A 12,445-nucleotide genomic window follows, 5' to 3' on the forward strand; every position below is an offset into this window, starting at 1 on the left:
GCCGCTGCGTCGCGCGTCCTCGCGTGGTGCCGGCCCCGAGGGGCGACCGCCGGTCGCCCCTACAGGTCATCGGTCTCGCTGCCGCCGTATCGCTCCACGACCTCGCCGGCAAACTGTCCCTTCACGTACGAACGGAAGCGCACCACCACCGCCAGGAACATGAGCACGAAGCCCAAGAGCAGGGCGGAGTGCGGTATCACCATGGGAATCTCGGCGACGACGCTGCGCTGGCCGAAGTTCCACACGAGCTTCACCACGGTCCAGGTCTGGGGAATGACGAAGACACACACGGCGAGGAACGAAACCGCGGCGATGCCGTTGATGATCTCCTTCCAGGGCGAGGGCAGCAGGATGGAGAAGAAGTCCATCTTCAGGTGCGTTCCATCGAGGGAGACGAGAACGGCGCCCATGAACACCGTCCAGACCATGATGTAGACCATGGCCTCGTCGGCCCAGATGATGGGCTGGAGGAAGACGTACCGCCCGATGACGTTGCCGAAGTTGACGGCGATACCGGCGAGGATCAGCGTGCCGACGATCGCCTTGGGCACCGTCACGATGACGAAGCGCAGGGGCCCCGTCACCGATTGGTCAACCGCCACGCGTCCGCTCGGCCGCCTCCTTCATGACGCGGTAGGCCTCCAGCACCGCCGGGCGGTCCTTGAGCACGTCGTCACCCACGGTGGAAAGCCGCCGCCGCAACTCCGCCTGGTCCTCGGGTGACAACTCCGCCAACTCGCCGCCGGCCTTGACCCAGATCTTGTACATCCGGTCGACGAACCCGAGGGTCCACTCCTGGTTGAGCGGATCCGTGGCCAGCGCCTGATCCAGGATCGCCTTCTGGAGGTCGGAAGCCAGTTTGTCGAACCACACCTTGCTCACGAAGCGGCCGCTGCAGATCAGCCCCTCCCCCGGCTTCAGCACGTACTTGGCGATGCGCTGGTACTTGAAGGGCACGAAGATGGTGATGCCCGCCTTGTTGCCGTCGATGGTCTTCTGCTGTATCGCGGGCACCACCTCGGAGAGCGGCATGGGCACGCCCGCGCCACCGAGACGGCGCAGGGTTTCGATCTCAAGCTTGCTGCCGAAAACCCGGAGCTTGCGGCCCTTGAAGTCCGAGAGCTTGCGGATCGGCGTGGAGGTGGCGTAGTCCGTGGGCGCGTCGCAGGTCATGCTGACGAGCTTGAGGCCCTTGGCATCGCCGATGGGCCAGAACGCCTTCTTGAACGCCGGATCGTGCACGGTGCGGAAGCCATGCATGAGATCGCGGAATATGCCGGGCGCCGACAGCACCGCGAAGCGCGGTTCCACCCCGGACAGGAACGCCGGCGGCGTCATCACCATCTCGATGGTGCCGAGCTGGACGCCCTGCACCATGGCCGGTATCGCCCCGAGTTGGCTCAGCGGATAGACCTCGACCTTGATGCGGTCCCCGACCCGCTTGGCGAGGCCGGCCTTGAAGGTGTCGGCCCAGTTGTCGTACGCGCCCTTGGTGGTCGCGTGCCCGATCTTCATGGTGACCGGTTGCGCGGCGATGGGCGCGGAAACCAGCAGGCAAGCCGTGAATATCACGACCAGGCAAGAGAGACTCAGACGCAGGTTCAACATCATCGACCTCCCTGTGAGCGGCCTTCCGAAATGGGTCGCGATTACATCACAGTTCCCGGCGAGCGACAAGCCGCGGCCCTAGACGAAACCCTCCATCTTCTTGAAGAACTGGTTCACCATCATCTTGCCCACGCCCCCGAGCATGCGCTGGCCCACCCCGGCGATGAGGCCGCCAATCTTGGCATCCGTGCTGTAACGCAACGTGGTGCCCGCGTCGCCGTTCTCCTCCAGGTCGATGACCAGGTCCCCCTGCATGAAACCCGGGCCACCGGAGCCCGAGCCGCTCAACACGTAATGGCTCGGAGCCTGCCGGTCCTTGATGGCCACCTTGGCCTTGTAGGTACCCTTCACCGCGGCGATGCCGACCTTGACCGTAGCCTCGTACTCGTCCGGGGCGACCTCCTCCATGCCCTCACAGCCGGGCATGCACTGAGCCATGACCTTGGGGTCCTGCAAAATCTCCCAGATGCGCGCGCGCGGCGCGTTGAATTGATAGCTGCCTTCGATCTTCATGCACTCCTCCTTGATAAACTTGAACCGGCCATCATAACAGCATTTGCATGAAGGCGAAAAAGGGGCGAGCCTCCAAAAGACTCGCCCCTTTCCGCTTCAAGAGCCCGGACGGCCGCGCAGGACGGCGAGACCGGAGCGGGCGCACGTGCCTGAGGGTCCACGCGCTATTTGAGAGCCTTCTTGAAGACCTCCGCGTTGGCTTGGATCAATTCGAACTGGGTCTGCATCACGGGCAGCCAGTCGTCGCCGTAGACGGGCAGCGTCTTGGCTTTCATGCCCTTGAACGCCGCCTGGGTTTCGGGGTCCTCGATAGACTCACGGAACGCCTTGATGAGGACCGCCATACGGTCCTTGGGCATTTTCGGCGGCGCGGCCACCACCCGGCTGGCCGCCAGCACGCTCAGTTGGGGGAACCCGAGTTCGCCCACGGTGGGCACGTCCGGGTGCCGGGGGTCGCGCTTTTCGAGATAAACCCAGGTGGGGACCAGCGATCCGTCCGTGACGAAGGCCATCTGGCCCGGAGAGTCCAGCCCCAGGCCGCGGGCGTTCCCCTCGCCGCGAACGATCGCCATGTTCGAGGCCGGAGCGCCGCCGTAGCCCATGATGAATTTGGGCTTGAACTTCATGGTCGCGGCCGTCAGCGCGGCAGTGACCCAGCCGGTGGTGCCGTAACCCGACTCGGTAATCAGCACTTCCTTGGCTTTCTGAAAATCCTCGAGCGTTCGGAGATTGTATTGTTTTCCCGCCGCCCACACGTACTGGCCCGCGGAAATACGGCCGATCCAACTGAACTCCCTGAGCTTGTAATGCGTCTCTTTGAACAACTGGCTGACGATAGCGCCCGGCAGGTTGACGATGCCGATGGTGTACCCGTCCGGCTTGGAATTCGCCAGCAGGTTCCACGAAATGATTCCCCCCGCCCCCGGCACGTTTCTGATGATAATGTTGACCCCGAGCTTCTTCCTCATCACACGGGCCACCGCCCGGCTGTGCAGGTCGAACCCGCCTCCTGGAAGAGCATTGATCAGCCAGGTGATGGTCTTGTTGGGATACTTGTCACCATCGGCCGCCAAGGAGCCCTGCACGGCCGCCAAGACGAGCAAAACCGCCGCGAAAACCGCCAAACAGTATCGGCGCATCATCGTTTACCTCCTGCATCTCCGGAACATACGGATTGTCTACAAATTTACTTGAGAGCCTTCTTGAAAATCTCCGCGTTGGCCTGGATCAACTCGAACATGGTCTCCATTTCGGGCAGCCATTTGTCGCCGTAAATGGGCGCGGTCTTGGCCTTCATGCTCTTGAACGCCTTTTCGGTCTCGGGATCCTCGAGAGCGGCGCGAAAAGCCTTGATCAGCACCGCCATACGGTCCTTGGGCATTTTCGGCGGCGCGGCCACCACGCGGTTAGCCGCCAGCACGCTCAACTGGGGGAACCCGATCTCGCCCACGGTGGGCACGTCCGGGTAGTTGGGGTCGCGCTTCTTCAGGTAGACCCAGGTCGGCACCAGCGAACCGTCCTTCACGTAAGCCATCTGGCCCGGCGAATCCAGACCCAAGGGCCGGGCGTGCCCCTCGCCCTTGACCACGCCCAGGGTAGCAGCGGGCGCTCCGCCGTAACCGGATATGAGGCGCGACTTGAACTTCATGGTGGCCGAGGTCAAGACCGCGTTGACCCAGGCCGTGGAGCCCACCCCGGAGTTCGGAATCAGCACCTCGTCCGCCTGTTGAAAGTCCTTGAGCTTACGGAACGGGTACTGCTTGCCCACGGCCCACACGTACGGTGCCGCGGAAATGCGGCCGACCCAACTGAACTCCCGCAGGCGGTATTGGGTTTCACGGAACAACTGGCTGATGACCGCGCCGGGAAGGTTGACGATGCCGATGGTGTAGCCGTCCGGCTTGGCCGCCGACAGCAGGTTCCACGAAATCACCCCGCCCGCTCCAGGGACGTTCCGGACGATGATGTTGACCCCGAGCTTCTTCCTCATGACCCTGGCGACCGCCCGGCTGTGGAGGTCGAACCCGCCGCCCGGTAGAGCATTGATCAGCCAAGTGATCGTCTTCTTGGGATACTCATCGGCCGCCGCCATCGAACCCTGCGCAGTGGCCACAACGAGAAACGCCGCCGCGAAAACGGCCAAACAGTATCGGCGCATCATGTAACCTCCTTACAATTGGTGAATGTGCTGGAAAATCGCCAGCTTCCCCGATTTTGGAAGCCCGCGACGCTAGCATACGGCCGCGTGACGTGTCAACGGCGATCGGTCGGTCTGCCTTGGTTTGACATTCCCGGCGTTTACTGGTGCTGTATCAAGAACAGCCCCGCGCCGGGAAAGCGACCCGGGGAGGACGGCTCCAGCCCTTCGGAGAACGGTTTGCCACCATCGGCCAACATTGCCAGCCAACCCGCGGACCGATCCGAGGCGAAACCGGTCGCCCGCCACGTCTCGACCACCCGCTGGCTGGTCTACAGCGTGTGGGCGGGACTGTGGCGCTTGCTCGTACAGATCATGCGGGTGACGCCGCCGCACCGTTTCATGCGCCTGTTCGCTCCAGTGCTCAGGTGTTTGACCCTGTGCGCGGTCTCGCGCCGGCGCATCGTGGCCCTGATGGACGCGGCCTTCGGCGACGCCTACACCCTGGCGGCCAAACGCGGTCTGGCGCGGGGCGTGCAGCAGCGAATCGCGGAGAACGTCCTCGATTGCCTCGTGCAGATGGGCTACCCCGAGCGGCTGCGCGGCGTCCTCGACGTGCAGGGCCAGGAACACCTGGAAGCAGCCCTCGCCAAGGGGCGCGGCGCCATCGCGTTGAGTTTCCATCTGGGCAACTTCGTGCTCCTCACCGCCGCCATGGGAGTGGCCGGGTATCCGGTCCACATCCTCCTGCGCGTCCTCGACGACGAAAGGCTATGGAATCTGGTGCTGCACCACAGCCGCTCGTTTTTCACCGAACTCATCCCGTCCTTTCCACGCCGCGAGGCGGTCAAGCGTCTCCTGGGCGTGCTGCGGGACAACGGCACCGTCGTGATGCTGGCGGACAACCTCAAGCGCGGCGAGCTGGAAACCACCCTGTTCGGCCAGCCCGTGCGCACGGCCCGAGGCGTCGTGAGCCTTGCGCTGCGCACGCGCGCCCCGGTGTTGCCGGTCTTCCTCGTACGCAGCTATTCCGGGAGACTGCGGCTGGTCATCGAACCGGAAATGGAAATGGAACGGACCGGAGATCTGAGCGCCGACCTCGCCGCCAACACCGGCCGCATCATGCGGCTTCTGGAGGATCTCGTCCGACGCTACCCGGACCAGTGGTACTGGCTCACGGCGAAACTGCCGCGGCGCAGCCGGCCGCGGGCGCCGAAGGACGTTGCCTGACCCCACGGCGCAATGATAGATTCACACTAGTGTCCTGTCCGGCTAATTCGCAGCATGATCTGCGGAGGAGTTTTCGTTGTCGGCAAGGCGCCATGACGAGCAGTGGCGGGCACACAGAAAAGGAGTAATACATGCAAGGCGGATCCGAGGGCCCTTGGGGCCGGCGGCGGCAGAGCGGACCTGACTGGGAAGACCTGCTGTCACGGCTGCCGAACTTGCCCGGCTTCCTGAAGTCGGGAGTGCCCTTCCTTATCGCGGCGGCCATTGCCGTCATCTGGCTGGCCAGCGGCGTCTACACCATTCAGCCCGGCGAGGAAGGAGTGGTGACTCGCTTCGGCAAGGTGACGCGCATCGCCACCGCCGGTCTGAACTACCACATCCCTTGGCCCATCGAGGAGTTGCGCAAAGTCAACGTGGCGGAGATCCGCCGCCTCGAGGTGGGCTTTCGCAGCAACGCGGTACGCCCCAACCTGGTGCGTCTCATCCCGGCCGAATCCTTGATGCTGACGGGCGACGAGAACATCGTCAGCGCGCAGCTCACCGTCCAGTACCGCATCAAGGAACCCGAGAAGTTCCTGTTCAACCTGCGGGATCCGGTGGACACGCTGCAGGCGGCCACCGAGGTGGCGCTGCGCAGCCGCGTGGGCAACACCACCATCGAAGAGGTCCTGACGGTGGGCCGTGACCGGGTGCAGACCGAGACGCAGGTATTCCTGCAAGAGCTGATGGACACCTACCAGTCCGGCGTTCAGATCACCGAGGTCAAGCTCCAGACCGTCGAGGCCCCGCGCGAGGTCAAGGACGCCTTCGACGAAGTGGTGCGGGCGCGCGAGGACCGAGAGAAGCTCATCAACCAGGCCCGTGGCTACCGCGAGGACCTCATCCCCAAGGCCCGAGGCGAAGTCCAGGAAATCCTCCAGGCGGCCGAGGCCTACAAGCAGGAGCGGACGCTGAAGGCCACGGGTGACGGAGCGCGCTTCACCTCGGTGCTAACCGAGTATCGCAAGGCCCCCCAGGTGACCCGTGAACGCATGTACCTGGAGGCCATCGAGCGCGTGCTCCCCAACGTCGACAAGATCATCCTGGACGCCCAGGGGGCCAAGAACGTCGTGCCCCTGTTGCCCCTCAGGGGCATGCCGGGCTTTCCCGGAACGGGAGGCAACCAATGAACCGGTCCTACATCACCGGCATCCTCGTCGGCGCGGTCGTGGTCGTGCTGCTGTTCCCGCCCGTGCGCCCGTTCTTCGTGGTGGGCGAGTGGGAGCAGTCCATCATCACCCAGTTCGGAAAGTTCAAGCGTGCGGTGCGGGAGCCCGGGCTTCACTGGAAGACCCCGCTGGTGGAAGACGTCACCATGTACGAACGGCGCATCCTGGCCAGCGACGCGCAGCCCAGGGACTACCTGACCCTGGACAAGAAACGCGTGGTGGTGGACCACGTGACGCGGTGGCGGATCAGCGATCCTTTCCAGTTCTTCAAGACCGCCCTGACCGAGCAACGGGGACGGTTGCTGCTGGACGACATCGTGTTCTCCGAGTTGCGGCAGGAGCTGGCGTCGCGAAACTTCGCCGACATCATCGCGGGCCAGCGGGAAGCCGCCATGGAGGCGGTGGCCGAACGCTCCGCCGAGAAGGCCAAGAGTGAATATGGCGTCACCGTGGTGGACGTCCGGGTGAAACGAGCGGACCTCCCCTCGGAGGTCCAACAGAGCGTGTTCGAGCGCATGCGCGCGGAGCGCGAGCGCATCGCCAAGCGCTACCGCTCCGAGGGCGAGGAGGAGGCCAAGAAGATCCGCGCCCAGACCGACAAGGAAAAGACCATCCTGCTGGCGGAAGCCTACCGGGAGAGCCAGACGCTTCGCGGCGAGGGCGACGGCACCGCCACGGCCATCTACGCCGATTCCTACGGACAGGACCCCGAGTTCTACAGCTTCACCCGGAGCCTGGAAGCCTACGAGAAGTTCCTGCCGGAGAAGAGCACGGCCATCCTGTCCCAGGATTCGCAGCTCTTTCGGCACCTGGTGAGCGCGCAGCTCGGCGCGTTGCCGGCGCCGACGTCTGCCGCGCCCGCCCCGGACGCCGGCATGAAGGCCACGGAAGCAACAGCCACGGACGCCGAGGCTATGAAGGCCGGGGCCATGGAGGCCGGGGCTATGGAGGCCAAGCCCTAACACCCCGCTCATGCCAAGAGCGAACAGCAGCTCACGCAGTGGCTGACCGGCCGTCCCCGCGGCCGCCCAGTATCCGGCGAACACGGCAAGCCCGCCGATCCTCGGGGTGAGCGTCTGGTGAAATTTTGCTATTGTCCGCCCGTCATCAATAACAGCGAGGAAGCGGATGAAGCGGCAAGGGATCACACAGGATCTCCACGCCCGCGGCCCGCGACCGGCGACGGTGCGCGGCAACGACTGGCGCCAAGTGGATCTGCCGGACGCCGGGACCTTCAGGCCCACCCTTCCGATCAGCGTCATCGTCCCCTGTTACGAAGCGCCCGAGGTCCTGGCGCTGACCCTGGCCGGGCTCGAAGGGCAGAGCTACCCCAGGGACCTCGTCGAAGTCGTCATCGTCGACGACGGCTCGCGCACGCCACTGGCGCCGCCGGCGTCAACACCCCTCGACGTCAAGGTGGTGCGTCAGGAGAGACGCGGTTTCGGGCTCGCGCGGGCCCGGAACACCGGCGCACGCGTCGCGGCGCACGACGTCCTCGTGTTTCTCGATGCCGACGTGATCGCGGAAGCGGGGCTGCTCGCGGCCCATGCGCGCTGGCACCACGCCGTCTCCGACGCGCTGACGCTCGGCTTCTGCGCGTACGTGTCGGCAGCGGGCATCGACGCGGAGACGATCCGTCACCGGCCCGGGTCGCTCCGAGACCTGTTCGCGGACCGGCCCTTCGACCCGCCCTGGTCGGAGCGCCACATGGCCCGCACCGGCGACCTGACCTCGAAACACGACGACCTGTTCCGGGCGGTGATCGGCAACAACTTCGGCATCGGCAAGGCCTTCTACCACGAGGTGGGCGGCTGCGACGAATCCTTCACCCGCTACGGAGGGGAGGACACCGAGTTCGGCTACCGGGTACAAACCAGGGGCGGGCTGCTGGTGCCGGTGCGCGAGGCCTTCGCCTGGCACCAGGGACGCTGGGCGGAGAACCGGGAGAGAAAGGACCGGGACCAAGACCTCCAGGGCGCGAAGATCGCCCATCTGATCGCGAATCCCGGCTTTCGCCACGTCTCGCCGGGCCGGACCTTCGCGGTGCCCGGGCACGTGGTCACGGTCGAAGCCGGGGAGTCGCCGGCCGGCCGCGTGATCGAGGTCGCCGAGGCGCTGCTCGCCGATCCGGCCGGCGACCTGGTGGTCCGGATCGAGATGCCGCCGGGCCGGAGCCACGAAGATCTCGCCCGGCTCGAAGAGCACTTCGGACCGGACCCGCGGGTATGCGTCGCACCCGAGCGCACGGCTCTCGATGAATTCCCGAACTCGCCGTTGCACGTCACCGTCCCCGCCGCCGCGGTCTTCCGCGGCGGCCTGGTCCAGGCACTGTGCGTTGCACTCGGCGACGCGGTGACCGCAACCGCCCTCCTGAAGGACGGCGCGCGCGTGTCCATCGCCCGGGCGTGGGCCCTCCATCGCGCCCGGCGCACGGGCCGGGCCGCGGCGGACTACGGTGACGCACGGACCGTGAAGGCGACCGCGCTGGAGCCGGGCTTGGCCCGCGCCCTCCGCATCGGCCGCCGGGGTATGCTTCCGTGGAAGCGCCGGAGCATGCGCGCCGCCGCGGCCCGGGTATGGGCCGAGGCGCGGCACGTGCGAGGGCTTCGCACCGGGTGGCGGTTCCTCGCGTGGCTGGCCGGGGCGTTGCGCTGGCAACTGCGCCACGCACGCGACAGTCTGCCGGTGCCGTCCGCCCCGGCCACGCCGGCGCGGGCGCACGGGGATCCGGCCCTCGGCGCCGGGATCGCCGTATTGGGCGGGCGCGCCCGGGCCGTGTTCCGGGCATCGTCGCGGGTGACGCATGGCCTGGACGGCCGGCACGTGGACGTCGCGCTGGCCGAGACGCCGGCCGAAGCGGCGGCGGCGGTAAGCCTCGACGTGCCGGTGGTCCTGCTGTCCGAGGCGCGCGCGCTGTCGGTTCCCGCCTTCGACCCGGCCGAGCACAATCCAATGGACTGGGTGCGGGAGGTGGAGCACCGCGTCGCGGCCCTGGGGCCGCGGCACCTGCTCCCGCCCGGGATCGGGGCGCATGGCGTGGTCACGGCCACGGACCGAAACGCGCTCCGGCACTGCCACCACCTCGAAGACGTGCGCGCCTTCCACCCCGACGCGGTCGAACGCGCCGGCACCCTGGCTCGCCTGGCGGCGTGCGGCGTGCCCGTCCACCTGGCGGACCGCGACCCGGCGCTCGAGGAACTGCTGGGCGCGGAACTCCACGAACTCATGACCGCCGGGATCGACCATGCCGGCCCCGCGGCGCGCGAATCGCTCAGCATCCGCATGCGGCGCGCGGCGTTGCGCGACCATTCCCTACGCGCCCGCGCCCGTCAGGTCTGCGAAGCCGCGCTCACCGATCCGCCGGAGGCGCCCCTGGTGTCGATCCTGCTCGCGACCCGTCGTCCGGCGCTCCTGACGCGGGCGATGGCGAACGTCGCCCGGCAACGCTATCCGCGTCTGGAACTGGTGCTGGCCCTGCACGGCCCCGGCTTCGAACCGGGCGCGGTGGAACGCAACCTCACCGGGCTGGCGCATCCGGTGAAGGTGGTCCGTCTCGACGAACGTCACGCCCTCGGCTCGGTGTTGAACGCGGCAACGGCCGAAGCGAGCGGAAGCCTGCTGGCCAAGATGGACGACGACGACGTGTACGGCGCCGAGCACGTCTGGGACCTCGTGCTCGCGCACGAGTACTCCGGCGCGGCGCTCGTCGGCAAGTTCCCCGCGACCGTCTATCTGCCAAGCTCGGACCGGACGGTCCGTCAGCGCCCGGTGCGGAGCGAGACCTGGTCCCGCTCCATCACCGGCGGCGCCATGCTCATCGCCAGGGCGGACCTCGAGCGCGCGGGCGGCTGGCGCCGGGTGCGGCGCCACGTGGACCAGGCGCTCATCGACGACGTGCTGCGCACCGGCGGCGGCGTCTACCGCACCCACGACGCCGGCTACGTGCTGGTCCGGCACGGCGACCGGCACACCTGGAAAACGGACGACGATGACTTCCTGTCCCAGGCGGAAGCCGTGCGTCCGGGCTGGCATCCGGCACTCGCCGGGATCGAGGGCGCACCTCACCCGTCGTTGCCCGAGCCGGCCGGCGAAGGACGGCTGCCATGATCTCGCACCGCCACCGCTGCATCTACGTCAAGATGCCCAAGTGCGCGAGCAGCGCCGCCGGGGAGGGAAAGGCCTTTGGGCCGACAAGGCGTCCTGCGGAAGAATCACCGGCTCATCGGCCCCGTCCCGGAGGTTCGTCCGTATAGCCGCCGAGTTCGAAATCTTCGACATACCGTTGTCGCAGCAAGGCGACCGTGTCGTCGTTCAGAGCCGCTTCGGGGTTCATGCCGGCCGGGCGGGCGTTCAACCGGGGCAGCTCTTGGAACGGCATGCGCAGGCGTTCGGTAATCGTGCGCCAATCGGCGTCGAGACGTTCATAGGAGCCGACGAAGTCCGGCAGGCGGCCGTCCGCGAACCGGATCTGCCGGTGCTGGGAGAGCCAATGACGATTCGCGAAGGCATCGGACCCGCAGGGCGTGTTCAGCCACCGGCACAGCTCGCCGAAGCTCATGGACACCCGCACGCCGTAGTAGGGCGCGATGAGCCATTGGAACCAGCGGACCGATTGGAACCATCGGTGGTCCCGGAGCGCCCGCATATACTTGTCCGCGTAGAAGGAGTACGTGCGCCGGCAGGGGTGGCGAAGAAAAGCAAAGCTGGTGTAGGCCTCGATCTCGGGACGCGCGGTCAGGATCTCGTCCAGGGTCCGGCCCCGGATCAGCTCGGCTTCGGGATCGACGACCCGCAGGGCGGAGATGATGCTTCGCGACGCCACCTTGGGGTTGCAGATCCACAGGAACCCGTACCGGCGCGACACCATCTTCTCCGCACGGAGGTCGGGCCGGCATCCGGCCGTATACACAAGGGCCAGCGCGGCCGCGTCATCCTCCGCCTCGATGGCGGCAGCCAGCGTCGTCGCGATGTCCCGGTGTTCGGCCGTCGGCGACGCCGCCAGCCGGCGCACCATGGGGCGTAGCGCCTGGTCCCGGATGACGGCGCGAATCCCATCAGCCGGCCGGAAGCGGCCACCGTCACGGCTCGACAGCAGCCTGCCTGCGCCGGTGAGCGCGAGCACCCTGCTCAAGAACCGTGCGGCGTCGTACGCGTCGACCGTCATCGTGGGCGTTCCCGGTTCGCACCGTCCGTCACGGTGAGCGGCGGCCAGTCGGCATCGGCGCTGCACTGTCCCGGAAACCGGCACGCCTTGATGCGGTAGCGGTAGGTGCCGGGGCTTTTCCCACCGGGCGTGATGAACGACGTCTGACCCGGGTCATAGGAGTAGAGGATGCCGCGCCGGCCGCCGTCTTTCCTCAATTCCGCCACTTGGTGGTAGCCCGCGCCCTCGGACGGTTGCCAGCGCAGCTCGTGGCGGCCGTCGTCGAGTTGACGAACTTCGAGGGGCTCCGGCGGCAGCAACGGGCGGGGAAACACGGGCCGGTTGGGCGCCAGCGCGCGCGTTCGTTCCAGATAGTGCCGGGCTTTCGCCGCCTGTCCGCGGTCAGATCCACGTCATAGTCGAGCACCGAGACCCGGCCCCGGAAGTAGTAGCCCCTCGGACCCAACCACCCGACGCCGAGAGCCCCGCCCAAGCCCCGCGCGCTAATCTCCCCGCCCCCGGTCGGGGACGACACGTCGCCGGAGCCCTGGACGTGAAGCACCGACAGCGTCCCCGTAAGCCCCGGCCCCAACTCCACGTCCAGCC

11 protein-coding genes are annotated in these 12,445 nt (G+C 67.0%); 4 read left to right on the forward strand and 7 right to left on the reverse strand.

The genetic code is table 11. The features are described from left to right. Nucleotides 1-59: 59 nt before the first annotated feature. The 5 genes from OXF11_21150 to OXF11_21170 all read right to left on the reverse strand — a co-directional run bounded on the left by OXF11_21150 (nucleotide 60) and on the right by OXF11_21170 (nucleotide 4,282). On the reverse strand, nucleotides 60-602 hold the full coding sequence (locus OXF11_21150) for a TRAP transporter small permease (GenBank protein ID MCY4489597.1): 543 nt from the start codon (nucleotides 600-602) through the stop codon (nucleotides 60-62). Then, complete coding sequence (locus OXF11_21155) at nucleotides 592-1,611, reverse strand: TRAP transporter substrate-binding protein (GenBank protein MCY4489598.1); 1,020 nt, start codon at nucleotides 1,609-1,611, stop codon at nucleotides 592-594. The genes OXF11_21150 and OXF11_21155 overlap by 11 nt, the downstream gene beginning before the upstream one ends. 75 nt (nucleotides 1,612-1,686) lie before the next feature. Beyond that, complete coding sequence (locus OXF11_21160; GenBank protein ID MCY4489599.1) at nucleotides 1,687-2,121, reverse strand: carbon monoxide dehydrogenase subunit G; 435 nt, start codon at nucleotides 2,119-2,121, stop codon at nucleotides 1,687-1,689. 164 nt (nucleotides 2,122-2,285) lie between these two features. Continuing rightward, the gene (locus tag OXF11_21165) at nucleotides 2,286-3,263 is read right to left on the reverse strand and encodes a tripartite tricarboxylate transporter substrate binding protein (protein MCY4489600.1); all 978 of its coding nucleotides are present in this window, start codon (nucleotides 3,261-3,263) and stop codon (nucleotides 2,286-2,288) included. A 44-nt stretch (nucleotides 3,264-3,307) separates the two neighbouring features. After that, entirely contained in the window at nucleotides 3,308-4,282 is a 975-nt protein-coding gene (locus tag OXF11_21170) for a tripartite tricarboxylate transporter substrate binding protein (protein ID MCY4489601.1), read from the reverse strand. A 216-nt stretch (nucleotides 4,283-4,498) separates the two neighbouring features. Between OXF11_21170 and OXF11_21175 the strand changes: the two genes are divergently transcribed. The 4 genes from OXF11_21175 to OXF11_21190 all read left to right on the forward strand — a co-directional run bounded on the left by OXF11_21175 (nucleotide 4,499) and on the right by OXF11_21190 (nucleotide 10,803). Continuing rightward, a complete protein-coding gene (locus OXF11_21175) occupies nucleotides 4,499-5,488 on the forward strand; it encodes a lysophospholipid acyltransferase family protein (protein MCY4489602.1) in 990 nt (329 codons plus the stop codon). 131 nt (nucleotides 5,489-5,619) lie between these two features. After that, entirely contained in the window at nucleotides 5,620-6,657 is a 1,038-nt protein-coding gene (gene hflK / locus OXF11_21180; GenBank protein MCY4489603.1) for an FtsH protease activity modulator HflK, read from the forward strand. Next, on the forward strand, nucleotides 6,654-7,658 hold the full coding sequence (gene hflC / locus OXF11_21185; GenBank protein ID MCY4489604.1) for a protease modulator HflC: 1,005 nt from the start codon (nucleotides 6,654-6,656) through the stop codon (nucleotides 7,656-7,658). The genes hflK and hflC overlap by 4 nt, the downstream gene beginning before the upstream one ends. Nucleotides 7,659-7,824: 166 nt before the next feature. Then, the gene (locus OXF11_21190) at nucleotides 7,825-10,803 is read left to right on the forward strand and encodes a glycosyltransferase (GenBank protein ID MCY4489605.1); all 2,979 of its coding nucleotides are present in this window, start codon (nucleotides 7,825-7,827) and stop codon (nucleotides 10,801-10,803) included. 112 nt (nucleotides 10,804-10,915) lie between these two features. Here the strand turns inward: OXF11_21190 and OXF11_21195 are convergent, their stop codons facing one another. Next, on the reverse strand, nucleotides 10,916-11,860 hold the full coding sequence (locus tag OXF11_21195) for a sulfotransferase family 2 domain-containing protein (GenBank protein MCY4489606.1): 945 nt from the start codon (nucleotides 11,858-11,860) through the stop codon (nucleotides 10,916-10,918). Then, a complete protein-coding gene (locus OXF11_21200) occupies nucleotides 11,857-12,174 on the reverse strand; it encodes a hypothetical protein (GenBank protein MCY4489607.1) in 318 nt (105 codons plus the stop codon). Before OXF11_21200 ends, OXF11_21195 begins: the two co-directional genes overlap by 4 nt. Nucleotides 12,175-12,445: the final 271 nt, after the last annotated feature.

This window comes from Deltaproteobacteria bacterium (assembly GCA_026712905.1).
Classification (GTDB): Bacteria; Desulfobacterota; Binatia; order UBA9968; family JAJDTQ01; genus JAJDTQ01.

What these genes read in the sequence shown, in the direction of transcription:
- OXF11_21165 (MCY4489600.1), bottom strand. Translation starts at nt 3,263, where the DNA reads ATGATGCGCCGATACTGTTTGGCGGTTTTCGCGGCGGTTTTGCTCGTC.
- OXF11_21170 (MCY4489601.1), bottom strand. Translation starts at nt 4,282, where the DNA reads ATGATGCGCCGATACTGTTTGGCCGTTTTCGCGGCGGCGTTTCTCGTT.
- hflK (MCY4489603.1), top strand. Translation starts at nt 5,620, where the DNA reads ATGCAAGGCGGATCCGAGGGCCCTTGGGGCCGGCGGCGGCAGAGCGGA.
- OXF11_21195 (MCY4489606.1), bottom strand. Translation starts at nt 11,860, where the DNA reads ATGACGGTCGACGCGTACGACGCCGCACGGTTCTTGAGCAGGGTGCTC.
- hflC (MCY4489604.1), top strand. Translation starts at nt 6,654, where the DNA reads ATGAACCGGTCCTACATCACCGGCATCCTCGTCGGCGCGGTCGTGGTC.
- OXF11_21155 (MCY4489598.1), bottom strand. Translation starts at nt 1,611, where the DNA reads ATGATGTTGAACCTGCGTCTGAGTCTCTCTTGCCTGGTCGTGATATTC.
- OXF11_21190 (MCY4489605.1), top strand. Translation starts at nt 7,825, where the DNA reads ATGAAGCGGCAAGGGATCACACAGGATCTCCACGCCCGCGGCCCGCGA.
- OXF11_21160 (MCY4489599.1), bottom strand. Translation starts at nt 2,121, where the DNA reads ATGAAGATCGAAGGCAGCTATCAATTCAACGCGCCGCGCGCGCGCATC.